Genomic DNA, 25,062 nt, shown 5'->3' with positions numbered 1-25,062 from the left:
ATCATTCACCTCTTCTTTTTACTGATGGCGATGCCGTCTCCGACCGGCAGTATGACCGTTTGATAGTCAGGCCGGTTCATCAGCCATTGGTTATATTGATCAATTTTTTCAACAAGCTTCCGTCTTCTTTTCGGCTCAATGTCCGAGTGATTTTGCGCCACCAGCCCTTTAAACAGAACATTGTCCGTAAAAATGACTCCATCCGGCGCAAGCATCGGTTCATAGAGCTCAAAAAAGTTCGTGTACTGGCCTTTGGCCGCGTCGATAAAAATGGCATCATAAGGAGCCGTGACACGGACAGACTCAGAAAGTTCCAGCGCATCCCCGTGCATTACGTGAATCCGGTTTTCCATTTCAAAGTCTTTTATATTGTTCACAGCTTCTTCATAGCGTTTGTCGTCCCGTTCAATCGTGTAAATATTCGCACCCGGAAGCTCAAGCGCCATCCGTATGGCGGAATATCCGATTGCCGCGCCGATTTCCAAAATGTTTTTCGCCTGTTGAATCGACAGCATTTGAAGCAGCACTTCAATGCCCGCTTCTTCCATAATCGGAACATGGTGCTCTTTTGCATAGGCTTCAAGCTTTTTCACTTTATCAGGCCGAGGCTTCAGCATCGCGTTTATATACTCGTTTATTTGTTCATACCGATCATTCACGGCAAACAGCCTCCGTTCTAAAAAGGAGTGCCCCTGACGAATCCGCGGGGACACTCTCTTAAGACACTTCTTTATCCATAAGTAAACAACCCGATATATTTTATCATAAAACCTTTCAGAATGGAATAAAAGGAGAGCTTTTGCCCTCCTTTTATTCGCTGTCTTTTTTGGAAATATACTTTTCCTTCGCTTTATTATGGTCTTTTAATGTTTTGGTGAAAACAACCTCGCCGTTTGATTTTGCAAGGAAATAGAGATAATCCGTTTTGTCAGGGCGGAGAGCCGCTTCCCATGATGAATCACCGGCATTTGCAATCGGTCCCGGCGGCAGCCCCTTATGTTTATACGTATTAAACGGAGAATCAATTTTCAGGTCTTTGTAGTAGACCCGGCTTTTATGCTTACCGGCCGCATATAATACCGTCGGGTCAGTCTGCAGCGGCATTTTTTCTTCGAGCCTGTTGTAAAAAACGCTGGCGATTTTGTGACGGTCAGCTTTGGCGGTGGCTTCTTCTTCAATTAGCGATGCCATTGTCAGCGCGTTATGAACGGAAAGTTTCTTTTTTTCCAGTTCAGATTTATACGTTTCGATACGGGCGTTTGTTTCCTGAACCATTGCCGTCAAAATCGTGTCAAGCGATGCATCCGGATCATTAAACGGATATGTGGCCGGATACAGATAGCCTTCTAGCGGATGCTTGAGCTTCTTGTTTGAAAGCGCGTCCGTTATCGTATCAGGAAACTGTTTCTTCAGTTTGCCGATGAATGTTTTGTCATCCAGTTTCGCCATGATCTCTTCTTTAGAATATGATGTTTCTTTTGCGATCGCCTCTGCAATCTGCGTAAGCTGTTTTCCTTCAGGAACGGAGATCTGAAAAGCATATCCCGTTGATCCCGCGGTCAGTTTTTTGATAATCGCATCCGCATCCATTCCTTTATTCAGGTGGTAAAATCCCGCCTGAAACCCGGAAGCGCCTTTATACTTCACATACAGCTGAAATGCTTTTTTGCTTTTGATGACATGCTGATCCTCAAGAATTTCAGCGATTGCCGAAACGGAAGAACCGCTCGGAATATTAATATTGACTGCCGTTTTGCTGCCTTTGTCAACCGGAGACAGCAGAGATTTTCCATAGAAAAAAGCACCGCAAATGATGATAAGCAGAGCGATCACGGAGGACAGTATTATCGTCGTTTTTTTGTTTTTACGCGGAAATGAATGTTTAGTCTGATTGATATTCATACAAGTATTTTCCTCCCAACAGCTCTTATACTACATGATTCATGTGCATTCGGCAATTTATTACAAAAAAAAGCCGAAGCGCATATGCGCTCCGGCTTTTTCCGTTCATTTTATTCTTCGTCTTCTTCCGCTAAAAACGTGTTCAGCGTTTCTTCGATCATTTCCCACTCTTCATCGGTTTCAATCGGCATCAATTCGCCGTCTTCACCGTTTTCGTTCGGTTCGAAGCTTGAAGCGTGAATTTCGATTTCATCATCGTCTTGAGCATCAATCGGATAATAAAGTACGTAAGATTTGTTGAATGTGTCGTTTTCAAATGTGAACAGCACTTCGCAAAGCTGTTCGTTGCCTTGATCATCGACAATTGTAATGTGTTTTTCGCCGTGTTCCATTTTTTTCACCTCTTAGTTTAAACTGTCCAGATATCCTTGAAGGATCATGACAGCCGCCATTTTATCAATGACTTTTTTTCGTTTTTGCCTGCTGACGTCAGCCGCGATCAGCATTTTTTCAGCCGCCATCGTCGTCAGACGCTCGTCCCACAGCACAACAGGGACATTGTACGCTGTTTCAAGCAGTTTCGCAAATGTTTGGCTGGCTTCGCCTCTCGGACCGATCGTCCCGTTCATGTTTTTCGGAAAACCGAGCACGATCTTCTCTACATTATAGTCTTTCATCAGCTCGGATAAACGGTCCAGACCGTAATCTCCTTCAGCCTCGTTTATTTTTATCGTCTCAATGCCTTGAGCGGTCCAGCCCATTTCATCGCTTAAAGCTACGCCGAGTGTTTTCGTTCCAAGATCAAGTCCCAATATTCTCATGAATGTATTTACGCCTCTTTATGCTGTTCTAGATAGGATTTTACCAATTCCTCGATTAATTCGTCACGTTCCAGTTTGCGAATTAAGTTCCGGGCGTCGCGATGCCTAGGAATGTATGCAGGATCTCCAGACAGCAAGTATCCGACAATCTGGTTGATAGGATTGTACCCCTTTTCCTGAAGCGCATCATATACCGTAATCAGCACTTCTTCGACGTTTGTTTCAGCAGAATCATCGGAGAAATTAAATTTCATCGTTTTATCAAACGAGCTCACCGTTTTGCACCTCTTTCCCAAATTCGCAGGCAAAGTTCAGCCTGAGGTCCTCATCTTATCATCATTCTACACTAGTTGAAAGGATTATAAAACGGATTTTATCCAATCTTCCGCAGATGCGAGCGCCTCTTCCAATTTTTCAGGCTGCTTTCCGCCGGCCTGCGCCATGTCCGGACGGCCTCCGCCTCCGCCTCCGCAGACTTCAGCCGCTTGTTTGACCATTTTGCCGGCATGAAGACCTTTTTCAATCAGGTCTTTCGTCACGCCTGCTGAAAGGTTGACTTTCTCATTTTGCGCGGCGCCGAGAATGATGACCGCAGAACCGAGCTTCGCTTTCAGATCATCCACCATAGTGCGAAGGTGGTTCATGTCTTTCGCATTTACTTTTTCAGCCAGCACTTTTACGCCGCCGATGTCTTTTACTTTAGACAGAATGGCTCCGGCTTCCACATTGCCGAGTTTGCTGAGCAATGATTCATTTTCTCTTTGCGCTTCCTTCAGCTCCGCTTGAAGAGACTGAATTCGCTTCGGTACGTCTTTTACGTTTGATTTCAGCTCGTCCGCAGCGTGCTGCAGAAGGCTGAGCTGGCTGTTCATTTCCTGATAAGCGCCTTTTCCTGTTACGGCTTCAATTCTTCGCGTCCCTGCGCCGATCCCTGATTCGGATACGATTTTAAACAGGCCGATTTCAGCCGTATTCGTGACATGGCATCCGCCGCAAAGCTCAAGGCTGTAATCTCCGACTTGTACGACGCGGACGATATCGCCGTATTTCTCGCCGAACAGGGCCATCGCGCCCATTTCTTTCGCTTCATTGATCGGTTTCAAATCAATCGCTACCGGAATGCTCTCCCAGATTTTTTCGTTGACGATTCCTTCAATGCGTTCAAGTTCTTCTTTCGTCACTTGACCGAAATGAGAGAAGTCAAAACGCAGACGGTTTTCGGTAACGAGTGAACCCGCTTGGTTGACATGTGTGCCGAGAACGTCTTTCAGCGCCTGGTGCAGAAGGTGGGTAGCCGTATGGTTTTTCACCACGCCGCTTCTCATTTGATCTTCAACTTCAGCCGTCACGCTTGCGCCTTTTTGAATCGTGCCGCTAGCCACCGTGCCTTCGTGTACATGCTGACCGTTCGGAGCTTTTTTCACGTCTTTAATGGTTACGACAGCCTGCTCGCTTCTCAGCACTCCTCTGTCACCGATCTGTCCGCCGCTTTCAGCATAGAAAGGCGTTTTGTCAAGAAGAATTTGGACGGTATCCCCTTCATGCGCCTCACTGATTAATTGCCCGTCATGAAGAAGCTCGATCACCTTCGCTTCAGCTTTTACGGCACTGTAGCCGACAAATGTGCTTTCTGCGGTAATGTCGCGCAATGCGCCGCCCTGAACCTGCATGCTTCCTACATCTTGGCGCGCATTTCTCGCCCGTTCACGCTGTTTTTCCATTTCGGCTTCAAAGCCTTTATGGTCAACCGTCATTTGCTCATCTTCCGCGTATTCCTCCGTCAATTCAACCGGGAATCCGTACGTATCGTACAGTTTGAATACGTCTTTTCCGGAGATGATGCCGCTGCCTTTTTCCTTCTCTTTCTTTATCACGTCGGATAAAATGGCCAGACCTTCGTTTAATGTTTCGTGGAAGCGCTCTTCCTCCGTTTTGATGACTTTGGCGATAAACTCTTGCTTTTCTTTCACCTCCGGATAGAAAGCGTCCATAATTCCTGCAACAGTCGGTACCAGTTCGTACATAAACGGACGGCTGATACCGATGGTTTTCGCGTATCGCACTGCCCGGCGCAAGAGGCGTCTCAGTACATACCCGCGCCCTTCGTTCGAAGGCAGCGCCCCGTCGCTTACCGCAAATGCGACCGTTCTGATATGATCGGCGATCACTTTAAAGGCCGTATCCTTCACTGCATCCTTTCCGTAAGCATCTCCGGAAATGCGCTCTGTTGCTTCAATAATCGGCATAAACAAATCAGTGTCAAAGTTTGTCGGGACATCCTGAATCACGGAGACCATCCGTTCAAGCCCCATGCCCGTATCAATGTTTTTCTTCGGAAGCGGTGTGTACGTGCCGTCCGGGTTGTGGTTGAACTCTGAGAATACCAGGTTCCATACTTCAAGATAACGATCATTTTCGCCGCCCGGATACAATTCAGAATCTGACGGGTCATTGCCGTATTTCTCGCCGCGGTCATAGAAAATTTCCGTATTCGGTCCGCTCGGGCCTTCGCCGATATCCCAGAAGTTCCCTTCCAGACGGATGATTCTTTCTTCCGGAACGCCGATTTTTTCCGCCCATAGCGTATAAGCTTCTTCATCCTCAGGGTGAACCGTTACAGACAGCAGCTCCGGATCAAAGCCGATCCACTTTTCGCTCGTTAAAAACTCCCATGCCCACGTGATCGCTTCTTCTTTAAAATAATCACCGATGGAAAAGTTTCCGAGCATCTCAAAGAACGTGTGGTGGCGCGCCGTTTTCCCCACATTTTCAATATCATTTGTTCGGATTGATTTTTGCGCGTTTACAATTCTCGGATTCTCCGGCACAACGCGGCCGTCAAAGTATTTTTTCAGCGTCGCAACGCCGCTGTTGATCCATAATAAAGACGGATCTTCATGCGGAACCAATGAGGCGCTCGGTTCAACGGCATGGCCTTTTTCTTTAAAGAAATCTAAAAACATTTGACGCACTTCAGCAGAAGTTAAGTGTTTCATCTATATTCCTCCTTATCACTACCCGAAATTCTCTTTTGCGACAGCAAAAAAGCTCTCTCCCTATGCAAACCATGCGTTCACACAGGGACGAGAGCTGTCTCGCGGTACCACCCTGATTACAGGCCGAAAAAGGCCTGTCACCTTTCATCCCGTAACGCAGGACTGCGGCAGCCTTTAACTGCACTCAGGATTAGCTTCGGCCGATCTTCTGCTGAAGCTCCTTTCAGCGTATCGGAGCTTCTCTCTTAAACAGGGCTTCGGCGTACTCATATCCGTCACTCGAGATTCGTATGTATTCTACTCGAAATTATAGACAAGCAGAACCCGAATGTCAATGTTCCGTCCTGATCCGCAAAAAGTGTATGGCCGTCACTTTTAAAATGGCTGCCGCCGGAACAGCGAGAATCATGCCGGGTATGCCCGCGAGCTCTCCTCCGGCAAGGAGCGCCAGCATGATCACGACGGGGTGCATTCTGAGACTGCGCCCGACAATAAGCGGGCTCAAAATGTTTCCTTCTATAAATTGCAGAATAAAAATCGTGACGATTACGATGATCACAGCTTTAGCAGAAATCGCCAGCGAAAGGAGCAGCGCCGGCACAGCGCCGATAAACGGACCGAAATACGGGATGACATTCGTAACCCCGATGGCAAGGCCCAAAATCAGCGGGTAAGGAAGCCCGAACAGCCAAAATGAAACGCCGGCTATTAGCCCGAGCAAAAAACAAACGAGAAGCTGACCGCGGATGTAATCACCGAGAGAGTCGTCCACATCCCGCAGAAATTCACTCCCCCTTTTTCTCCAGGACTTCGGCGTCAAATACCAGACTGTCTTTTTCATGCCGTCTATATCCTTCACCATATAGAACACGAGAAAAGGAATCGTCGCCGCGATCAGGATATAATCAAGCACGAAACGGATGCTTCTGATCGTGCTTTCAATCGTGCCGGCAAGAAACGTTTCTGTCTGCTGAATCATTTTGTCCATTCGATGGTGCATGCCGTCAGGCCAATGATCCGTGTGATTATGCAGATGCTTCAGCATGCTGTTGTAGTTTTTGGCAAGACCGGGAATGCTCTCAGACAGATCCTGCAGCTGTTCAATTAAAACAGGAACCCCTTTATAAACCCCCCAGCCGATTCCGCCGAAAAACAGGCAATAAATCAGAAGCAGGCTTAAAGTTCTAGGCATCCCTTTTCTATGAAGCCATTCAGTAATCGGAAGTAAAAGATAAGCAATAAATACTGCAATGAATATAGGAATAAAGAGAGATTTTATAACAAGCCAAATGGGAGACCATAACATATCGAGCATGCAAAAGACATACACTGTTAACAAAACGAGCAGACATACAGCCGTCCACATTAAGAGCTGCAGCGGTTTTTGAAGCATGACGTTTCACCTCTTGCTTTATCTTTTGACAGAAAGCCGGAATTATTCCCGTTTCATAAACTCCGCCTTATGACGCAGACCTCTTGACGGAAACAATTATCAGAAATTACGAAATAATCTAAATAATATTCATAAAAATCTGTATAACTATCGTAATGTGTTAAAGGGTTTTAAAACTGTCCAGTCAAAATGACTCATGTTTTTTAAGGAGGATGGCCATGATTTCATTTCAGGATGTAAATAAGCACTACGGACATTTCCACGTGCTGAAAAACATTAATCTGCACATTAAAAAAGGGGAAGTCGTCGTTATCATCGGACCTTCAGGATCGGGAAAAAGCACGCTTCTCCGCTGCATTAATCAGCTGGAAACAGTTGATGGAGGCGCCTTAACGGTAAACGGCGTCTCCATCCATGACAAGAAAACGGATATAAATAAGGTCCGCCGCAATATCGGCATGGTGTTCCAGCATTTTCATCTGTACCCGCACAAAACCGTTCTGCAAAACATCATGCTCGCACCGATCAAAGTACTTAAGCAATCAAAAGAAGAAGCAAAAGAAACGGCCTTATACTATTTGAAAAAAGTCGGTATACCGGAAAAAGCGGACGCTTATCCTTCACAGCTTTCCGGCGGCCAGCAGCAGCGTGTCGCCATCGCCAGGGGGCTTGCGATGAAGCCCGAAATTATGCTGTTTGATGAACCCACATCTGCGCTTGATCCGGAAATGATCGGGGAAGTGCTGGATGTCATGAAAACACTCGCAAAGGAAGGCATGACCATGGCAGTCGTCACACATGAAATGGGATTCGCAAAAGAAGTGGCGGACCGCATCGTGTTTATCGACGGCGGAGCCATCTTAGAAGAAGCTGCACCGGCTGAATTTTACGAAAGCCCACGTGAAGAGAGGGCGCGTTTATTCTTAAGCCGTATTTTAAATCACTGAAAAGAAACGGAGGAGTGCTTATGTCACGTGTAACAAAATGGTTGTCATTCGGGTTGATATCACTGCTGGCCGTCTTTATGCTGGCCGCCTGCGGAGGGAAAGAAACGTCCGGAGATTCAAAAGGAACGGGAAAAGACACGTTAGCCTCTATTAAAGACAGAGACAAAATCATCTTCGGCGTCAAAACCGACACGAGGTTATTCGGGCTGAAAAACCCAAGCTCCGGTGATATTGAAGGCTTCGATATTGATATCTCAAAACAGCTCGCAAAAGATATTCTGGGGGATGAGAAGAAAGCGGAATTTAAAGAAGTGACGTCAAAAACGAGAATTCCGATGCTGCAAAACGGCGATATCGATGCCATCACCGCCACGATGACAATAACGGATGAGCGGAAAAAAGAAGTTGATTTCTCAGATGTTTATTTTGAAGCCGGGCAATCCCTGCTCGTCAAAAAAGGAAGCAGCATCAAAAGCACCGAAGACCTGGGAAAAGGCTCAAAAGTATTGGCGGTAAAAGGCTCTACTTCCTCACAAAACATCAGAGAAAAAGCGCCTGAGGCCTCAGTGCTGGAATTTGAAAATTACGCCGAAGCGTTCACTGCGCTTAAAGCGGGACAGGGAGATGCGCTCACAACCGATAATGCGATTTTATACGGCATGGCAGATGAAAATAAACAATATCAGCTGACAGGCGAAACCTTCACCGATGAACCTTACGGAATCGCCGTCAAAAAAGGCCAATCCGAACTCATCAAGGAAATCAACGCCTCTTTGAAAAAAATGAAAGCCGACGGCAGGTACGAAAAAATCTATAAAAAATGGATTAAAGAAGAACCGGCAAAATAGAAAGGACCGCGGGATGAGCAGGCATGCTCATCCCCGTTTTATAAGGAGTGACATAGATGAACTTTTCAATTTTAACGGAAAACTTCGATATGTATATGGACGGTTTCCTGCACACATTGCTTGCGAGCTTCATCGCGCTGGCAGGCAGCTTTGCGCTGGGCGTTCTGATCGCAGTCATGAGAATCACGGCTTTCAAACCCCTTCAATGGATCGGCACTGCGTATGTGGAATTTATCCGGAACATCCCGCTTCTCCTCATCACATTCGTTTTTTATTTCGGACTTCCGAACGTCGGGCTGAGACTGGACGGCTTTCAGGCGGGAACGATTGCGCTGACGATTTACACATCCGCCTTTATCGCAGAAGCCATCAGAGCCGGAATTCAGACTGTCTCCAAAGGGCAGATGGAAGCGGCCAGATCGTCAGGCTTCACCTACAGTCAGGCGATGAGATATATCATTCTTCCTCAGGCCGTAAAAATCGTGATTCCCCCGCTCGGAAACCAATTTCTCAACCTTGTCAAAAACTCATCAATACTCGGAGTGGTGGCGGGACTCGATTTGATGTATCAGGCGGATCTCGTTTCCTCAAGCACTCTTGTCGTGTTTGATGTCTATATTTTCGTCGCGCTTTTTTATTTGATAGTAACGATCCCGCTCAGCATCGGGGTTCACTATTTGGAAAGACGTCTCGGAAAGAGTTATTAGAGAAGGAGAGTGAAAAACATGGATTTTAGCGGCGCCTATACACCTGACCATCTGCTGTTTTTATGGGACGGCTTTTTGGTCACACTTTATGTTGCACTGATCTCCATTGTCCTGAGTTTTATTTTCGGGCTTGCCGCCGGCACTTTGCGCTATGCGAAAATTCCTATCGTCTCGGGCATTATAGCGGCCATTGTGGAAACCATCCGCAACCTGCCGCTGTTATTAATCATTTTCTTTACGTTTTTTGCCCTTCCGGAAATCGGGATCAAGCTGGAAATTACCGCGGCCGCCATCACGGCGCTGACGATTTTTGAATCGGCCATGCTGTCAGAAATCATCAGAAGCGGTTTGCAATCCGTTGACAAAGGACAGATTGAAGCGGCGCGTTCTTCAGGACTGACGTACACGCAGACTCTTTTTCTCGTCGTCATGCCGCAGGCGCTCAGGCGTATGGTTCCTCCGATTGTGAGCCAGTTTATCTCCTTATTAAAGGATACGTCACTTGCGGTCGTCATCGCTCTGCCCGAACTGATTCATAACGCGCAGATCTTAAACGGACAAAGCGCTGACGGAGGATATTTTTTCCCGATCTTTCTGCTGGCGGCCCTGATGTATTTCGCGGTCAATTACAGCCTGTCTCTCGCAGCCAGCCGGCTGGAAGCGAGACAAACGTAAAAAGGATACTTCCGGAGAAGTATCCTTTTTTCTGCTTAAAACATTTTCATGACTCGTCTTCTCATCCGTTTCATACCTTTTTTATTCAGCATATCGGATTGAGAAGCCATACGATACATAACGGCTCCAGCTCCTAAAGCCAACAGAGAGGTCATTGTTCTGCCCATCGCGCGTATCTCCTTTCAACTTTAAAAATTGATACTGCGTTCGTCTTCAGAAAACAAATCATCAAGACTGCTTAATGTGCCGTCTTCCTCTACTTGATGTGTCGCAATTTTGCCTTTGGCCACCGTCAGCTCAATGAAGCAGCCCCAGCAATAGTATTGGTTTACGCCGATTTTGCCGATATCTTTACTTTTGCAGTTCGGACATACAAGCACAGACTACACCTCTTATCCGTTCAGGACGATGCCTTCTTTCCCCGCTTCAATAAGCGTATCGGCGGCGCGGCGCACTTGGCGTCTGCCTGCCAGATCTGAAAAGAAGCCGTCCGAGAGTTCATATGCTACGATTATGCCCCTGTCCAAACAAAAGTATACATCTTCCAGCAAACCGAACATTTCACCATCAGGCGATTTCACCGGCTGCATCTTAATCTGTTCAAAGGTGAAACAGCTCTTCGGCAAAGGCTGCAAATGAGCATGACCGGCAGCTACGGCTTCTTGATCCATCTCTTTTATATCACTTGCCTCTAAAAAAAGATGGCGGTTGTGAAACAGGCGTTTCTGCTCCAGCACGAAACCGAGAAACCGGCCGTCCAGAGAGAAACATACATCCGATATCATCCCGAGACTGCGCCCGGTGTTTTCGTCATATACTGTTCGTCCTTCAGCTGCATGGCATGTTCTCAAAGTGTGATCAACCACCTTTTGTTGAACACGTATAGGTTTTGCCAAGAAGCCGGGCAGCATACTTTGAAATGACTTCCACAGGCGAAAACCCGGCGCATGTTTATACTCCGGGTTTTATTTACGCTTTTTCTTCCATAAAGTCAAACGGCGTGATGCCTTCCATTCCGATGTTCGCATCATATACACTGAACGGCAGCTCTTTTTGCAGGGCGGCCAGTTCTGCATCCATCTCTTCAGTCTGCTCTGTGAGCCTGTTTCTAAGCGACGTCTGTCTGACGGTGGCATCATTGTTTTTGACGCCCCATTCAAGCGCTTCTTCTTCTCCGCAAAGAATCAGAAATTTTTTCGCCCTTGTTATGGCGGTATAAAGCAGATTTCTCCTGAGCATTCGATAGTAGCCTTTGACGACAGGCAGGACGACAATCGGGAATTCGCTCCCCTGCGACTTATGAATGGAACAGCAGTACGCGTGGGTAAACTGGCTGAAGTCCTTTTTCGTAAAGGTGATTTCGTTGCCGTCAAATGAGACGACGACCATGTCTTCTTTTTCCGTATTTTCTTTGGCATAAAAAATGGATACGATTTCGCCGATATCGCCGTTAAACACATTGTTTTCCGGCTGGTTGACAAGCTGTAATATTTTATCGCCCGTCCTGTAGACGACATCACCGAATTTCAGCTCCCGCCTTTTTTCTTTCGGCGGATTCATGATGTCTTGAAGAAGCATATTCAGCTCGTTAATTCCCGCTTTTCCCCTGTACATCGGGGCCAGCACTTGAATATCCCTGGAGGTATACCCCTTTTTTAACGCGTTCGAAACGACCTGATCCACGACTTCTTTAATCTGTGAAGAATTACAGCGGATAAATGAGCGGTCCTTTGTCGGCGCGGTCAGCCCCTTTGGAAGCAGTCCTTTTTTCATATCATGCGCAAGTTCCACAATGGATGATCCTTCAGCCTGACGGTAAATATCTGTCAGGCGCACGGTCGGCAGCACCTCAGAAGCCAAAAGGTCTCTGAGCACCTGCCCCGGTCCTACTGAAGGAAGCTGGTCTTCATCACCGACGACAATGAGCTGAATGTGCTTAGGAAGCGCCTTAAACAAATGGCTGGCGAGCCAGATATCGAGCATACTCGCTTCGTCTATAATGATCAGTTTCCCTTCTATCGGCTGATCTTCATTGTAGGTAAAGCCTTCAGCGCCATTCCAGCCGAGCAGCCTGTGTATCGTAACAGCCGGCAGACCCGTAGATTCGCTCATCCGTTTTGCGGCTCTTCCCGTCGGCGCGGCAAGCAGCACCGGGAACGTCTCGTCTTTTTTATAATCACCGGGGTCAAGCGATACTCCGTGCAGTTCACTGTATAATTCCACGATTCCTTTAATAACGGTCGTTTTCCCCGTCCCGGGTCCTCCGGTCAGTAAAAGCATCGGTGAAGACAGCGCTTTTTGAATGGCATCCTTTTGGCTTGGCGCGTATTGAACATTCATCCGTTCTTCCAGTTCACCGAGTGCAAGCAGAAATTCCGATTCAGGAAATTGATCGGCATACTCCGTTTGAGCCGCAATGTCGAGCACGCGTTTTGCGACATTTTGTTCGGCGTAATACAAGGACGGAAAATAGCAGCGTTCTCCTTCTATGACGATATCCTTACTCTCCCCGAGGGCGATGATGCCGTCAGCCGCATCCATTTCCGTGACGCGGCCGCCTTCAGCTGACTGATTCAGGAGCGTTTGCGTATTGATTATCAGCTGCTTTGTTTCTATGTACGTATGGCCCTCTGAAAGACAGGTCGATTCAATTGTATATAAGATAGCCGCTTTGATCCGCTCCGGGTGGTTTCCTGACAGACCCATTTTTCCGCCCAGCTCGTCAGCTTTCACAAAGCCGATGCCTTCAACGTCTTTTACAAGCTGATAAGGATTTTCCTGAATTTTCTCCAGTGTTTCCGTTTCGTAGGCCTGATATATTTTCATGGATAGCTGGGGCCCGAAACCGTATTGGTTCAGAGAGATCATAATCTGCTCAAGCCCCTGATGCCGCTGCAGCTCTCCGGCAAGCTTATCCGCTTTCTTTTTCGACATTTTCGGCACATCGTAAAGCACCGATGCATCCGTCAGAATTTTATTGAGCGCGCCGTCTCCGAGCTTTTTGACGATTTCTTCCGCCGTTTTTTTTCCGATTCCTTCAAACAGATCACTTGATAAATAGTGAATGATCCCTTCTTTTGTGGTCGGAATTTCTTTTTTAAAGTGTTCAGCCTGAAATTGCAGGCCGAACTTAGGATGCGTGGCGGTTTTTCCGTAAAATGTGTAGGTCTCATCTTCTTGCAGCAGAGGGAAGTAGCCCGTTACGGATACGACCTTGTCTTCGATCGCCTCAGACGTTTCTGCAACCTTGACTTTCAGCACTGTATACAGGTTGGTGTCATTATGATAAATGACCGTATGAATGACGCCTTTTACATACGGCTGTTCTTCGATGTTCAGCTGATCCACGAGCCTTCCCTCCTTTTGTTATGACTGGGTGATAAGCTGTTTCGCATGAAGCGCAAGCATATGATCAGGCTGTATGCCGATTGCGCCTTCCAGCATCTCAAGCGCCTTTTCACGATTTTCTTTGTACGCGTAAGCGACCCCGGCATTATAAAATGCGTCCGCGTGGCTTGGGTCCTGCTCGATCACCGTCTCAAACTGCGCCAGAGCTTCATCCAGCATTTCTTCGTTTGCGAGGCACATTCCGAACTGGAAGCGTGCTTCCGTGTCATTTTCATTTAATTCAACGGCACGCTGCAAATATGGCAGTGCAAGCTTCGGCCGCTCTAATTTAACGAGAACGGTCCCCAGCATATAAAACAAATCTCCGTTTTCCATTCCGGAGCGAAGCGCTTTTTCAAACATATCCTTCGCTTCGGAAAACGATTCTTTCATCACATATACGTTTCCCGCACCGTAATAAGCGGCTGCCGCCGAATTGTCCAATTCAAGCGCTCTGTTATAGAATGCAAGCGCCCGTTCGAGTTCGTTCACAGAAGAAAGCAGATTTGCGAAGTTGATATACGGCACCGGATCTTGGCCGTTTTCCTCAATCGCTTTCGTAAAAGCCTCTGCCGCTTTTTCAAAATCGCCCTCCTGCATGGCGTCAATCCCGATTTTATTATAATCCATTTTTAACTTCCTTTCGCTAAAAAACCCCAACATGCGAGTTGAGGTTTTTTACATGTGTTATACGTACCACAGTTTTGTTCCGTCTTTATAAACGTCATCTATCGTTCCGCCGCCGAGGCACTCTTCTCCGTCATAAAAAACGACGGCTTGTCCCGGCGTAACGGCGCGTACCTGCCCGTCAAAAATGACTTCCGCTTCATCATCACCCGTCATTTTCACCGTTACTTTGTGATCTTCCTGACGGTAGCGGAATTTCGCCGTGCATGTCATTTCGCCGCCGTCCATCAGACCGGGACGCGTCCAGCTGACATTTGTCGCCGTGATCTTGTCAGAATACAGAAGCGGATTATGGAATCCTTGATCAACATACAGAATGTTTTTTTCAAGATCTTTACCGACGGCGAACCACGGCTCGCCGCTTCCGCCGATTCCAAGACCGTGGCGCTGTCCGATAGTATAATACATCAGACCGTCATGACGCCCTTTTACTTCTCCGTCCATTGTCATCATATCGCCCGGCTGAGCGGGGAGATATTGGCTGAGAAACGTTTTGAAGTTGCGTTCGCCGATAAAGCAGATTCCCGTGCTGTCTTTTTTCGCAGCTGTCGCAAGTTCCGCTTCTTTGGCGATTTCCCGCACGCGGCTTTTTTGCAGATCACCGATCGGGAACATGACTTTGCTGAGCTGTTCCTGATTGAGCTGATTCAGAAAATAAGTCTGGTCCTTGTTTTCATCCAGACCGCGGAGCATGCGCACTGTACCTGCGCTTCTGTCCACGCGGGCGTAATGGCCCGTCGCAAGATAATCCGCGCCGAGTGACAGAGCATGATCCAAGAAAGCCTTAAACTTAATTTCTTTATTGCACATGACATCCGGATTGGGGGTTCTTCCGGCTTTATATTCATCAAGGAAATATTGAAATACCTTTTCCCAATATTGCTTCTCAAAATTGACGGCATAATACGGAATTCCGATTTGGTTGCAGACCCGGATGACGTCTTCATAATCTTCCGTCGCCGTGCAAAAACCGTTTTCGTCCGTATCATCCCAGTTTTTCATAAAGATTCCGATTACATCGTAGCCCTGCTCCTTCAGCAGAAGGGCCGCCACGGAAGAGTCCACGCCGCCGGACATGCCGACTACGACTCTTGTATCCTCCGGCCGTTTTTCCATTTGCATTCACTCCATTAAAAACGTAAGTCCGCCGTTTTAAGCAAGCCGTTTAACGACGGCGGCAAGCTTTTCGGCGGCTGTTTCGATTTGTTCCGCCGTATTGCCGAGGCCGAAGCTGAGGCGGATTGACGAAGTCAGCCTGCCGCTCTCACTTCCGAACATGGCTGTAAGCACATGGGACGGAAGAACGGATCCTGCCGTACAAGCAGATCCGCTGGAGACGGCAACGCCTTCCATGTCAAGATTGACCAGCAGCGCTTCCACCGGCACACCGGGAAAGTAAAGGTTTAAAATATGAGGCAGGCATTTCTCGGCATCTCCGTTCACCTCCGCTGTGACGCCGGATTTTTCCAGCGTGCTCATGATAATATTCTTAAACTCCTTATACTTCGCTGTTTTCTCTTCCCTCTCACGGTTTGAAAGGACGACCGCTTCTTTTAAGCCGGCGATGCCCGGTACATTTTCCGTCCCCGCGCGGCGCTTTCGTTCCTGCTCTCCCCCGAGAAGAATCGGTGACAGCTTCACCTCTTGATTTACATATAAAAAGCCTGTCCCTTTAGGCCCGTTAAGCTTGTGACCGGAAACAGACAGCATGTCAATTCTGCTTTTTTTCACGTCAATCGGCATATAACCGAATGCCTGGACGGCATCTGTGTGAAAATAGGCCTGATGCCCGCTTAACAGCTCTCCGATTTCGTCAATCGGCTGAATGGTTCCGACTTCGTTATTGCCATACATGACGGTAACAAGGATTGTATCATCACGGAGCGCTTCTTTCACCTGATTTGCACTGATCCATCCTGAAGGGCCGGGGATGAGGTATGTCACCTCAAAGCCGTCTTCTTCCAGCTTTTCGCAGGCGTGCAATACAGCATGATGCTCAACAGCGGTCGTAATGATATGCTTTCCTTCATTCTTCCGGGCGGCAGCCGTTCCGAAAATCGCTAAATTATCAGCCTCCGTGCCGCCGCTTGTGAAAATAATTTCCTGTTCTTTCGCACTGATTTCGCGCGCGATGTCCGCTCTCGCTTCATCGACCCATTTCCGGGATTCTCTTCCGAATGAATGAATGCTTGACGGGTTGCCGAAACTGCCGAAGAAATGGGGCTTCATTTCTTCGAGCACACGCTCATCCATCGGGGAAGTCGCGGCATGATCTAAATAAATCCGTTCCATTGTCTGTACACCTCTGGTTTAAATATAGAACATATAAGCTTCCTGCTCGCCGTCCGTGTAGCTCGCAAGGTCTTCTAACGTCGTGCTGTCCAGCACGTCTTTTACAGCGTCGCGGATGCGGATCCATAACTCCCGCTTGGCAGGCTCTTCATCCTCAAGCACTTCTACCGGGCTGATCGGCCCTTCCAGCACTCTGATAATATCTCCGGCCGTTATCTCTTCAGGCTGGCCCCCGAGCACGTACCCCCCGTAAGCGCCTCTGATGCTTTTTACGAGTCCGGCGTTTCTGAGCGGTGATACAAGCTGTTCCAAGTAATGCTCAGAAAGGCTGTTTGTTTGGGCGATGCTTTTGAGCGACGTCGGACCGTCTCCGTGCTTTTTCGCCAATTCAATCATAATGGTGAGCCCGTATCTTCCCTTTGTCGATATTTTCAATATGAACACCCCAGTCAATTCTAATTGTTAATTTATACAAGTAAATGGATATGAATAATCTGTTTAGTATCTTATAGACCAACTGTTATTATAACATAACTTATCCTAATTTTCATTGAAACACGGGGCCCGCCGCAATTCGCTTTTCTAATCGTCCGTTTTCCGTTACCCTGTATATGTAAGGAGAGATGTTCATGAAACCATTGGCGTATCGGATGCGGCCTGCCAATATCGAAGACATTATCGGCCAGGAACATTTGGTCAAAGAAGATAAAATCATCGGCAGAATGGTGCGTGCAAAGCACTTATCATCCATGATCCTGTACGGGCCGCCGGGCATCGGAAAAACGTCCATCGCCACAGCGATCGCAGGATCGACAAGCATCGCATTCAGGAAATTGAATGCCGTCATTCATAATAAAAAAGACATGGAGATTGTCGTACAGGAAGCGAAAATGTCAGGCCAGGTCATTTTAATCCTTGACGAAGTGCACAGGCTTGATAAGGGAAAGCAGGATTTTCTGCTGCCCTATTTAGAAAACGGCATGATTATTTTAATCGGCGCGACGACCGCCAACCCTTATCATGCCATTAACCCGGCCATCAGAAGCCGGACCCAGATCTTCGAGCTTGAACCGTTAACACCCGATCTGATCAAGCAGGCATTGGAAAGAGCGCTCACAGATGAACACCGGGGACTCGGTTCCTACAGCGTTTCGGTGGACGACGACGCGATGGATCATTTCGCGCAAGGGTGCGGAGGAGACGTCCGCTCCGCTTTGAACGCACTGGAGCTTGCCGTGCTCTCCACAAAGGAATCAAGCGACGGCACGATCCGGATTACACGGGAGACGGCGGAAGAATGTCTGCAGAAAAAAAGCTATACTCATGATAAAAACGGCGATGCGCATTATGACGTCTTATCCGCCTTCCAAAAATCGATCCGAGGCTCGGACGCAAACGCCGCCCTTCATTATCTGGCCCGTCTGATCGAAGCCGGCGACCTTGAAAGCATATCAAGAAGGCTTCTCGTGATCGCCTATGAAGATATCGGCCTCGCAAGCCCGCAGGCAGGCCCCCGGGTGCTGAGCGCGATTCAGACCGCAGAACGGATCGGCTTTCCGGAAGCGAGAATTCCGCTGGCCAATGCGGTAATCGAATTATGCCTCTCGCCAAAATCAAACTCCGCCATCTCAGCCGTTGATGAGGCGCTCAAAGACATCAGGACGGGTAAAATCGGCGATGTGCCGAAACATTTAAAAGACGCCCACTATAAAGGGGCCCAAGAGCTCGGACGCGGGATCGGCTATCAATATCCTCACGATTTCGAGAACGGATGGGTCGAACAGCAATATTTGCCTGATCCGTTAAAAAACAAGCAATACTATAAACCGAAACAAACGGGGAAATTTGAAGCCGCCATAAAGCAAGTGTATGAAAAACTGATGAAGCAGAAAAAATAACCGGACAAGAACACCCTATGTGTTCTTGTTTTTTTTGATACCGGCCAAAACCTTTCGTGTAAACGGCGGATTCAAATAAAAAAACAGCCTTTCCTGAAGAAGGCTGTTTTTCTTTTTATTTATCTTTAACCCGTTTAATGTCGATGTCCTTTAAGAGCTCCATGACAACATGTCCGCCCATAATCAGACCGGCCACTGACGGAACCCAGGCGTTGGAAGACGGCGGCATTTGCGCTTTACGGATTTTCGCTTCATCATTCCCGACTTCTTTTCTGACGTCTTCACGGATGACGATCGGGCTTTCATCAGAAAAAATGACCTGTACGCCTTTTTTAATGCCCTCTTTACGAAGCCTTGTGCGGACGACTTTGGCAATCGGATCAGTATGGGTTTTTGAAATATCAGCAATCTGAAAGCGTGTCGGGTCTGTTTTATTCGCCGCTCCCATGCTTGAAATCAGCGGAACATTCCGTTTCAGACATTCTTTCATCAGATGAATTTTATAATGAATCGTATCCGACGCGTCAATGACGTAATCGAGCGGATGCTCAAAGAACTGCTCATACGTCTCTTCCGTATAAAACATTTTTAAGGCGACGACATCGCAATCCGGATTAATATCCGCGATCCGCGCTTTCATCAAGTCTGTTTTCGGCTGTCCCACCGTCGACAAGAGCGCATGCAGCTGGCGGTTTACGTTTGTAATGTCAACATCATCTTTATCGACAAGCACGATCCGCCCCACTCCGGACCTCGCCAATGCTTCGGCAGCGAATGAACCGACTCCGCCGACGCCGAGAACGGCCACCGTGCTGTTTTTTAACGTGTCCAGCCCTTCTTTTCCAATCGCTAGCTCATTTCTGGAAAACTGATGTAACAAGAACCTCACTCCACATTCTGGTTTTATAAACTCGGCTTGTCAAAAAGCCGCTGGTTTTAGCGCACAAAAAATAAAGTCCCAATTGTGCCGTTGCAGCTTTCCTTCGTTTTGAACCCGCTCTCAGCAGGTGGGTGCCCTTTTTTAAATCTTGTAAGTCCTCTTAACGAATGAAAAGAGGCATGTACGCCATTTAAAAATGCGGGCTCCCAAATCAAAAAAATGTTCGGTCAAAACTAGGTGTACAACTAACACATCAGGACTTTATTTAACTTGTCAAAATCATATCACAGCAGATTTTGATTTTCAAGAAACAAACTGCTGATCTTTACTGTTTCACTTTTCTTTTGACAGAAAGGTGAAGTTCTTCAAGCTGGGCGTCGCTCACTTCGCCGGGCGCTTCCGTAAGAAGGCAGCTTGCGCTTGCCGTTTTCGGGAAAGCGATCGTATCTCTTAAGTTTGTGCGGCCTGCAAGAAGCATAACCAAACGGTCTAAGCCGAGCGCGATTCCGCCGTGCGGAGGGGCGCCGTATTCAAAGGCTTCAAGAAGGTATCCGAACTCCTCCTCCGCTTCTTCTTTTGTAAAGCCGAGAAGCCCGAACATTTTTTCCTGAACGTCTTTTTCAAAAATACGGATTGAGCCTCCGCCGAGTTCATAGCCGTTTAAGACAAGGTCGTAAGCCTGCGCTTTCATATCTTCAGGCGCCGTTTCAATCAGGTCAAGATCTTCACGGACAGGCATTGTAAACGGATGGTGAGCCGCATAGAAACGGCCTTCTTCCTCGTCATGCTCCAGTAACGGCCAGTCCACAACCCACAGGAAGTTGAAGAGGCTTTCGTCAATCAGGCCGCGTTCTTTGCCGAGCTTTAAGCGAAGCGCGCCGAGGGATTGAGCCACAACCTCAAACTTATCAGCGCCGAACAGGAGCAGATCGCCTTCAGAAGCATCAAGTGCTTCAGCCAGTTTTGCCTGCTTCTCTTCATCAAAGAATTTCGCAATCGGGCCTTTTACGCCGTCAGCTTCAACTTTCACCCAAGCGAGACCTTTCGCGCCGTAATTTCCGGCAAAAACGCCGAGCGCATCGATATCTTTTCTGGAATAGTCGCCGGCAGCGCCTTTGACATTGATCGCTTTTACAACGCCGCCGTTTGCCACGGCTGATGAGAACACCTTAAATTCAGTATCTTTCACTATGTCTGACACGTCCGTCAGCAGCATGCCGAAGCGGGTGTCAGGCTTGTCGGAACCGTAGCTGTTCATCGCTTCTTCATATGTCATTCGCGGAAGCGGCAGCGGTACTTCAACACCTTTTGTTTCAAGCATGACTTTCGCCATCATCTCTTCCGCCAGAGCCATGATGTCCTCTTGACTCATAAAGGACATTTCGATATCAATCTGCGTAAATTCCGGCTGGCGGTCGGCACGCAAGTCTTCATCGCGGAAGCAGCGGGCCACTTGATAATACCGTTCAAAGCCCGACACCATCAGAAGCTGTTTAAAAATCTGCGGCGATTGCGGAAGGGCGTAAAATTCTCCTTCATGCACCCGGCTCGGCACTAAGTAATCACGGGCGCCTTCGGGAGAGCTTTTTGTTAAAATCGGTGTTTCAATATCAAGAAATCCGTTTTCATCCAAGAAATGGCGGATGGATTTTGTGACTTGGTGGCGCATTTGCAATGTTTGAAACATCGCCGGTCGGCGCAAATCCAAATAGCGGTGTTTTAACCGGACGTCTTCAGAAACCTCAGCCGCCTGGTCACTGATCGGAAACGGAGGCGTTTTCGCCGTACTGAGCACCGTCACCGCTTCAGCTTTGATTTCAATTTTACCGGTTTTCAGGTTGGAATTCACCGTGCCTTCTTCACGGGCAGAAACCGTGCCTTCGATATCAAGCACATATTCGTTTCTGATTGCTTCCGCTGCGGCAAGGGCTTCCTTTGATACGTCAGGGTTGAACACGACTTGCACAATACCCGAGCGGTCGCGCAAATCAATGAAAATCAAGCCGCCGAGATCGCGCCGTTTCTGCACCCACCCTTTCAGTTTGACGGTTTCGCCAATCGCTTTTTCAGTTATCTCGCCACAATAATATGTTCTTCCAAACATAGCGTTCCTCTCCTTCACTGCTTTTGATCTGCCTTTAACACTTGTATCAGCTCGTCTAACACCACTTCACGCTGCTCTCCTGTTTCCGCATCTTTTACATTGATTTTATTTTGGGCAAGCTCATCTTCCCCTAAAATCGCAATAAAACGTGCGCCGAGACGGTCAGCTGTTTTAAATTGGCCCTTCATCTTTTTATTTTCATAATCGATTTCACTTGAGATGCCCGCTTCTCTCAGTTTGTACACGAGGGAAACGGAATAATCCTTCGCTTTTTCTCCGAGCGTCACGATGTAGCAGTCAATCCCCTGATTGACGGGAAGCTCTGTTTTCTCAGCGTCAATGGCTGCCAGCAGACGTTCGATGCTCATCGCAAATCCGATACCCGGCGCCTCAGGTCCGCCGATCTGTTCAACAAGCCCGTCATAGCGGCCTCCGCCGGCAAGGGTTGTAATCGCTCCGAATCCTTCGGCATTGCTCATAATTTCAAAAGCGGTATGGTTATAATAATCAAGCCCTCTGACAAGGTTCGGATCTATTTCGAACGGGATGCCGAGATCGTTTAAGTATTGTTTTACTTTCTCAAAATAAGCGGCTGATTCTTCATTTAAGTAATCAAGAATGGACGGAGCCGTTTTCATCAGTTCATGCTCTCTGTCTTTCTTGCAGTCAAGAATTCTGAGCGGGTTTGTGTGCAGACGCGACTGGCAGTCTGAGCAAAACTCTCCGATGCGCGGTTCAAAATGTTTGACGAGCGCTTCCCGGTAGGATTTGCGGCTGTCCTGGTCACCAAGGCTGTTCAGCACAAGCTTGACATGTTTCAAACCGGCTGTGCGGTAAATACTCATCGCAAGCGCAATGACTTCTGCATCCACGGCCGGATCTTTGGAGCCGATCGCTTCGATTCCGAATTGATAGAATTGCCGGAAACGCCCCGTCTGCGGACGTTCGTAACGGAACATCGGTCCGACATAATAAAGCTTCGTCGGCTGCACCGGGTTCGCAAATAATTTATTTTCATTGAACGCGCGGACTGCAGCGGCTGTTCCTTCCGGCCGAAGCGTCAGGCTTCTCCCTTTACGGTCTTCAAACGTGTACATTTCTTTCTGCACGATATCTGTAGACTCACCGACGCCTCTTGCGAACAATTCCGTATGCTCGAAAATCGGTGTGCGGATTTCTTTATATTGATAAGTGCGGCACGTCTCCCTCATAATTTGTTCGACGAACTGCCATCTGTCTGATTCACCCGGCAGTATGTCCTGTGTGCCTCTTGGAATGTGATATGCCATGTTACAGGCCTCCTTAATGTCTTTCTTCAAATAAAAAAACTCCCGCTCCTACTATACATGTATAGTAGGGACGAGAGTTATACCCGTGGTGCCACCCTAGTTGGAATGCCGAAGCATCCCCGCTCTGACCTTTAACGCAGGTTCACGTCCGCTGCCTAATGACTTGCAAAAGCGTTCAGCAGGGAACCTCCGGAGTGTTGTTTCGAGAAAGATGCAGTGCGGATCCGCTTTCAGCCCGGGACGGTTCCTCTCTTCTCCATGCATTCTGACCTACTCTTCTCCATTATCGGTTCAAAATCGTTATCATGACTTATGTACATCAATTTCTATTATAATAATGGGATTGCACTCCCCTGTCAAGTTTTATTCCGTCTGTTTTTCCTTGCGACCGCTTCTTTCGATAAGAGACCGAACTCCGTCGCCGTCTCTTCAAGAAAACCCGCCTTTTCGCTATCGCTCTGATCACTGAAGTGCAGATTTCCTTCCGCATCGTGCAGCGCGCGTCCCATTTTTGGTTGATATTTCATGATTTGCACACCTTTTCGCTGTATTTATGACTAGTATAAACAAACCATTTTATTTTTATTTAACATTCAGCAAGGAAAATACGATATTATACAAGAATGTATTTTAGTTAGTTCAGAAAGGAGGACAGCCATGAAGAAGAGAACTCTTGCTCTTATTTTATGCGGCGTCATCATCACAGCGCTTCTTCCGTCATTCCACACCGCAATCGCCGCAGAGGGAGAAGCGGTCATCGCGACAGACAAGATCAATGTCAGAGGCGGTCCCGGCCTGAGCTACGGAATTAAGGCTGAAGTAAAAAAAGGGGAAAGATACCCGATCGCTAAAGAAGAGGGAGACTGGGTGCAGCTTCAGCTGAGCCCCGGTAAAACCGGATGGGTCGTTTCCTGGCTGATATCAAAAACAGCCGGGGGAGCAGACCATTCATCCGCAACAAGCGGAACGGTCACTTCCACCGATCCCGACCTCCGCATCAGAAAAGGCCCGGGGACATCGTATGAAGTCATCGGCAAACTTCCGCAAGGCGCACATGCATCCGTGCTGGACAAGAACAGCGGATGGGTGAACATTTCTTATCAAGGCACAACCGGATGGGTTTCTTCCGAATACGTCACCGCGGACAGCGGAGGATCGGATACGAAAGCCACTTCGGCCCGAAGCGGGTCAAAAAACGGGACTGTCGGCGTTTCTTCATTGAATGTCAGAAGTGCAGCATCACATGATTCAGCGATTATGACTAAATTATCACGCGGAACAAAGGTTTCCATCTTAAGTGAAGACCACGGCTGGCTGAAAATTGAAGCAAACGGGCAAAAAGGCTGGGCAGCAAGCCACTACATCATAAAGGATTCTGACTCATCGGACAGCGCATCCGGCTCGGGAGACGGTTCTGCGGGCTCAGGCTCCTCGAAAAAAGCGTATATTGTTTACGGCGGCACCAACTTAAGGAGCTCGGCCTCGACTTCCGCTTCTATCGTAAAAAGAGCAGATAAAGGCGCAGCCTACCCGATTGTCGGCTCAAGCGGCAAATGGTATGAAGTCCGGCTTGAAAACGGACAAACCGCATATGTGGCAAACTGGGTCGTACAAACGTCAAAAAGCGGTGAGGAAACAGGAGAAGCACCTTCTCCCGACACGTCAGGCGGCAGCGGCTCACTTAAAAACAAAACGATCGTCGTTGATCCCGGACACGGAGGAAAAGACAGCGGAACGATCGGCTACTCCGGAAAGTTTGAAAAAAACGTAACCATTAAAACCGCTAAGCTGCTGGCCCAAAAATTGCGGGCGGCCGGTGCAAACGTGTATATCACCAGACAGGATGATACTTTTATCAGCCTGCAGGCCAGGGTTTCAACCTCTCATTACCGGAATGCGGATGCCTTTATCAGCATTCACTATGACAGCTATGCCGATACGTCAACACGGGGAAGCACGGCTTATTATTACAGTCCGTCTAAGGATCGCCAGCTTGCCTCAGACGTCCATTCTGAAGTAGTGAAGCGTTCCTCTATCCCGGATCGCGGCGTTCTGTTTGGCGATTATTACGTCCTGAGGGAAAATAAACGGCCTGCCATGCTGTATGAGCTCGGCTATCTCAGTCAACCGCAAGAAGAAACAATCATACATAGCGGCTCTTATCAGGAAAAAGTGACAGACGGAATTGAAAGCGGATTGGAACATTATTTTCAATCATAAAAAAAAGCTGCCGAAC

The 25,062-nt window shown here is 47.9% G+C and carries 25 protein-coding genes, 1 other RNA gene and 2 other annotated features; of the genes, 6 read left to right on the top strand and 20 right to left on the bottom strand.

The window, feature by feature from the left end; translation table 11 throughout:
* Nucleotides 1–5 precede the first annotated feature (5 nt).
* The 7 genes from BZ167_RS16720 to BZ167_RS16690 form a co-directional block, all read right to left on the bottom strand.
* Complete coding sequence (locus BZ167_RS16720; protein WP_015387906.1) at nt 6–659, bottom strand: O-methyltransferase; 654 nt, start codon at nt 657–659, stop codon at nt 6–8.
* 151 nt (nt 660–810) lie between these two features.
* On the bottom strand, nt 811–1,902 hold the full coding sequence (gene mltG, locus BZ167_RS16715) for an endolytic transglycosylase MltG (RefSeq protein ID WP_053573165.1): 1,092 nt from the start codon (nt 1,900–1,902) through the stop codon (nt 811–813).
* Nucleotides 1,903–2,012: 110 nt separating this feature from the next.
* Nucleotides 2,013–2,294: a DUF1292 domain-containing protein gene (locus BZ167_RS16710; protein ID WP_003152751.1), complete on the bottom strand. Its 282-nt coding sequence runs from the start codon at nt 2,292–2,294 to the stop codon at nt 2,013–2,015.
* 12 nt (nt 2,295–2,306) lie between these two features.
* The gene (gene ruvX / locus BZ167_RS16705) at nt 2,307–2,723 is read right to left on the bottom strand and encodes a Holliday junction resolvase RuvX (RefSeq protein ID WP_003152750.1); all 417 of its coding nucleotides are present in this window, start codon (nt 2,721–2,723) and stop codon (nt 2,307–2,309) included.
* A gap of 8 nt (nt 2,724–2,731) precedes the next feature.
* Entirely contained in the window at nt 2,732–2,998 is a 267-nt protein-coding gene (locus BZ167_RS16700; RefSeq protein ID WP_003152749.1) for an IreB family regulatory phosphoprotein, read from the bottom strand.
* 84 nt (nt 2,999–3,082) lie between these two features.
* Complete coding sequence (gene alaS / locus BZ167_RS16695) at nt 3,083–5,719, bottom strand: alanine--tRNA ligase (protein WP_077392151.1); 2,637 nt, start codon at nt 5,717–5,719, stop codon at nt 3,083–3,085.
* Between the two features lie 80 nt (nt 5,720–5,799).
* Nucleotides 5,800–6,007 (bottom strand) — a binding site (T-box leader).
* A 43-nt stretch (nt 6,008–6,050) separates the two neighbouring features.
* A complete protein-coding gene (locus tag BZ167_RS16690; RefSeq protein ID WP_077392150.1) occupies nt 6,051–7,112 on the bottom strand; it encodes an AI-2E family transporter in 1,062 nt (353 codons plus the stop codon).
* Between the two features lie 218 nt (nt 7,113–7,330).
* Between BZ167_RS16690 and BZ167_RS16685 the strand changes: the two genes are divergently transcribed.
* Genes BZ167_RS16685 through BZ167_RS16670 form a run of 4 tightly spaced genes read left to right on the top strand, consistent with a single transcriptional unit; the run spans nt 7,331 to nt 10,289 of the window.
* Entirely contained in the window at nt 7,331–8,059 is a 729-nt protein-coding gene (locus BZ167_RS16685; RefSeq protein ID WP_007408209.1) for an amino acid ABC transporter ATP-binding protein, read from the top strand.
* A 20-nt stretch (nt 8,060–8,079) separates the two neighbouring features.
* A complete protein-coding gene (locus BZ167_RS16680; protein WP_061860748.1) occupies nt 8,080–8,907 on the top strand; it encodes a transporter substrate-binding domain-containing protein in 828 nt (275 codons plus the stop codon).
* A 56-nt stretch (nt 8,908–8,963) separates the two neighbouring features.
* Complete coding sequence (locus tag BZ167_RS16675; RefSeq protein WP_061860749.1) at nt 8,964–9,614, top strand: amino acid ABC transporter permease; 651 nt, start codon at nt 8,964–8,966, stop codon at nt 9,612–9,614.
* 18 nt (nt 9,615–9,632) lie between these two features.
* Complete coding sequence (locus BZ167_RS16670; RefSeq protein WP_053103958.1) at nt 9,633–10,289, top strand: amino acid ABC transporter permease; 657 nt, start codon at nt 9,633–9,635, stop codon at nt 10,287–10,289.
* Between the two features lie 35 nt (nt 10,290–10,324).
* Here BZ167_RS16670 and BZ167_RS16665 read toward each other — a convergent pair whose 3' ends face one another.
* From BZ167_RS16665 to cymR, 8 genes are all read right to left on the bottom strand, one after another.
* On the bottom strand, nt 10,325–10,456 hold the full coding sequence (locus tag BZ167_RS16665; RefSeq protein WP_003152741.1) for a YrzQ family protein: 132 nt from the start codon (nt 10,454–10,456) through the stop codon (nt 10,325–10,327).
* Between the two features lie 21 nt (nt 10,457–10,477).
* A complete protein-coding gene (locus BZ167_RS16660; protein ID WP_003152738.1) occupies nt 10,478–10,669 on the bottom strand; it encodes a hypothetical protein in 192 nt (63 codons plus the stop codon).
* A gap of 12 nt (nt 10,670–10,681) precedes the next feature.
* Nucleotides 10,682–11,140 (bottom strand): PRC-barrel domain-containing protein, encoded by a 459-nt coding sequence (locus tag BZ167_RS16655; RefSeq protein ID WP_007408205.1) that lies wholly within the window; start codon nt 11,138–11,140, stop codon nt 10,682–10,684.
* A gap of 118 nt (nt 11,141–11,258) precedes the next feature.
* The gene (recD2, locus tag BZ167_RS16650) at nt 11,259–13,637 is read right to left on the bottom strand and encodes an SF1B family DNA helicase RecD2 (protein WP_061860750.1); all 2,379 of its coding nucleotides are present in this window, start codon (nt 13,635–13,637) and stop codon (nt 11,259–11,261) included.
* 18 nt (nt 13,638–13,655) lie between these two features.
* Entirely contained in the window at nt 13,656–14,276 is a 621-nt protein-coding gene (locus tag BZ167_RS16645) for a tetratricopeptide repeat protein (protein WP_088461189.1), read from the bottom strand.
* Nucleotides 14,277–14,363: 87 nt separating this feature from the next.
* Entirely contained in the window at nt 14,364–15,479 is a 1,116-nt protein-coding gene (mnmA, locus tag BZ167_RS16640; protein ID WP_012118077.1) for a tRNA 2-thiouridine(34) synthase MnmA, read from the bottom strand.
* Between the two features lie 36 nt (nt 15,480–15,515).
* Nucleotides 15,516–16,655, bottom strand: a complete 1,140-nt coding sequence (locus tag BZ167_RS16635) for a cysteine desulfurase family protein (protein WP_077392149.1) — start codon at nt 16,653–16,655, stop codon at nt 15,516–15,518.
* A gap of 18 nt (nt 16,656–16,673) precedes the next feature.
* On the bottom strand, nt 16,674–17,090 hold the full coding sequence (cymR, locus tag BZ167_RS16630) for a cysteine metabolism transcriptional regulator CymR (protein ID WP_003152730.1): 417 nt from the start codon (nt 17,088–17,090) through the stop codon (nt 16,674–16,676).
* A 194-nt stretch (nt 17,091–17,284) separates the two neighbouring features.
* On the opposite strand from cymR, the gene BZ167_RS16625 reads away from it, so the two are divergent.
* A complete protein-coding gene (locus tag BZ167_RS16625) occupies nt 17,285–18,553 on the top strand; it encodes a replication-associated recombination protein A (RefSeq protein WP_015240288.1) in 1,269 nt (422 codons plus the stop codon).
* Nucleotides 18,554–18,668: 115 nt separating this feature from the next.
* Here BZ167_RS16625 and BZ167_RS16620 read toward each other — a convergent pair whose 3' ends face one another.
* The 5 genes from BZ167_RS16620 to BZ167_RS20360 all read right to left on the bottom strand — a co-directional run bounded on the left by BZ167_RS16620 (nt 18,669) and on the right by BZ167_RS20360 (nt 23,353).
* Entirely contained in the window at nt 18,669–19,433 is a 765-nt protein-coding gene (locus tag BZ167_RS16620; RefSeq protein WP_015240289.1) for a tRNA threonylcarbamoyladenosine dehydratase, read from the bottom strand.
* A gap of 71 nt (nt 19,434–19,504) precedes the next feature.
* Nucleotides 19,505–19,696: non-coding RNA, 6S RNA (gene ssrS / locus BZ167_RS16615), on the bottom strand.
* 62 nt (nt 19,697–19,758) lie between these two features.
* A complete protein-coding gene (aspS, locus tag BZ167_RS16610; RefSeq protein ID WP_031378916.1) occupies nt 19,759–21,537 on the bottom strand; it encodes an aspartate--tRNA ligase in 1,779 nt (592 codons plus the stop codon).
* A 14-nt stretch (nt 21,538–21,551) separates the two neighbouring features.
* A complete protein-coding gene (gene hisS, locus BZ167_RS16605; RefSeq protein WP_015417909.1) occupies nt 21,552–22,826 on the bottom strand; it encodes a histidine--tRNA ligase in 1,275 nt (424 codons plus the stop codon).
* A gap of 63 nt (nt 22,827–22,889) precedes the next feature.
* Nucleotides 22,890–23,122: a binding site (T-box leader), on the bottom strand.
* Nucleotides 23,123–23,182: 60 nt separating this feature from the next.
* Complete coding sequence (locus BZ167_RS20360) at nt 23,183–23,353, bottom strand: YrzK family protein (protein ID WP_012118083.1); 171 nt, start codon at nt 23,351–23,353, stop codon at nt 23,183–23,185.
* A gap of 130 nt (nt 23,354–23,483) precedes the next feature.
* Between BZ167_RS20360 and BZ167_RS16600 the strand changes: the two genes are divergently transcribed.
* Nucleotides 23,484–25,046, top strand: a complete 1,563-nt coding sequence (locus tag BZ167_RS16600; RefSeq protein WP_077392148.1) for an N-acetylmuramoyl-L-alanine amidase family protein — start codon at nt 23,484–23,486, stop codon at nt 25,044–25,046.
* Nucleotides 25,047–25,062: the final 16 nt, after the last annotated feature.

Source organism: Bacillus sp. 275, assembly GCF_001999205.1.
GTDB lineage: Bacteria > Bacillota > Bacilli > Bacillales > Bacillaceae > Bacillus > Bacillus velezensis.
Note: the sequence above shows the minus strand (reverse complement) of the source record. Positions and strands in the feature narration are given on the sequence as shown.

Bases quoted from the DNA above. Each gene is read 5' to 3' on its own strand.
- hisS (WP_015417909.1), bottom strand. From the start codon at position 22,826: ATGGCATATCACATTCCAAGAGGCACACAGGACATACTGCCGGGTGAA.
- BZ167_RS16635 (WP_077392149.1), bottom strand. From the start codon at position 16,655: ATGGAACGGATTTATTTAGATCATGCCGCGACTTCCCCGATGGATGAG.
- BZ167_RS16710 (WP_003152751.1), bottom strand. From the start codon at position 2,294: ATGGAACACGGCGAAAAACACATTACAATTGTCGATGATCAAGGCAAC.
- mnmA (WP_012118077.1), bottom strand. From the start codon at position 15,479: ATGGAAAAACGGCCGGAGGATACAAGAGTCGTAGTCGGCATGTCCGGC.
- BZ167_RS16675 (WP_061860749.1), top strand. From the start codon at position 8,964: ATGAACTTTTCAATTTTAACGGAAAACTTCGATATGTATATGGACGGT.
- BZ167_RS16645 (WP_088461189.1), bottom strand. From the start codon at position 14,276: ATGCAGGAGGGCGATTTTGAAAAAGCGGCAGAGGCTTTTACGAAAGCG.
- BZ167_RS16690 (WP_077392150.1), bottom strand. From the start codon at position 7,112: ATGCTTCAAAAACCGCTGCAGCTCTTAATGTGGACGGCTGTATGTCTG.
- mltG (WP_053573165.1), bottom strand. From the start codon at position 1,902: ATGAATATCAATCAGACTAAACATTCATTTCCGCGTAAAAACAAAAAA.
- BZ167_RS16670 (WP_053103958.1), top strand. From the start codon at position 9,633: ATGGATTTTAGCGGCGCCTATACACCTGACCATCTGCTGTTTTTATGG.
- BZ167_RS16600 (WP_077392148.1), top strand. From the start codon at position 23,484: ATGAAGAAGAGAACTCTTGCTCTTATTTTATGCGGCGTCATCATCACA.
- aspS (WP_031378916.1), bottom strand. From the start codon at position 21,537: ATGTTTGGAAGAACATATTATTGTGGCGAGATAACTGAAAAAGCGATT.
- BZ167_RS20360 (WP_012118083.1), bottom strand. From the start codon at position 23,353: ATGAAATATCAACCAAAAATGGGACGCGCGCTGCACGATGCGGAAGGA.
- BZ167_RS16685 (WP_007408209.1), top strand. From the start codon at position 7,331: ATGATTTCATTTCAGGATGTAAATAAGCACTACGGACATTTCCACGTG.
- ruvX (WP_003152750.1), bottom strand. From the start codon at position 2,723: ATGAGAATATTGGGACTTGATCTTGGAACGAAAACACTCGGCGTAGCT.
- BZ167_RS16625 (WP_015240288.1), top strand. From the start codon at position 17,285: ATGAAACCATTGGCGTATCGGATGCGGCCTGCCAATATCGAAGACATT.
- BZ167_RS16680 (WP_061860748.1), top strand. From the start codon at position 8,080: ATGTCACGTGTAACAAAATGGTTGTCATTCGGGTTGATATCACTGCTG.
- BZ167_RS16665 (WP_003152741.1), bottom strand. From the start codon at position 10,456: ATGGGCAGAACAATGACCTCTCTGTTGGCTTTAGGAGCTGGAGCCGTT.
- alaS (WP_077392151.1), bottom strand. From the start codon at position 5,719: ATGAAACACTTAACTTCTGCTGAAGTGCGTCAAATGTTTTTAGATTTC.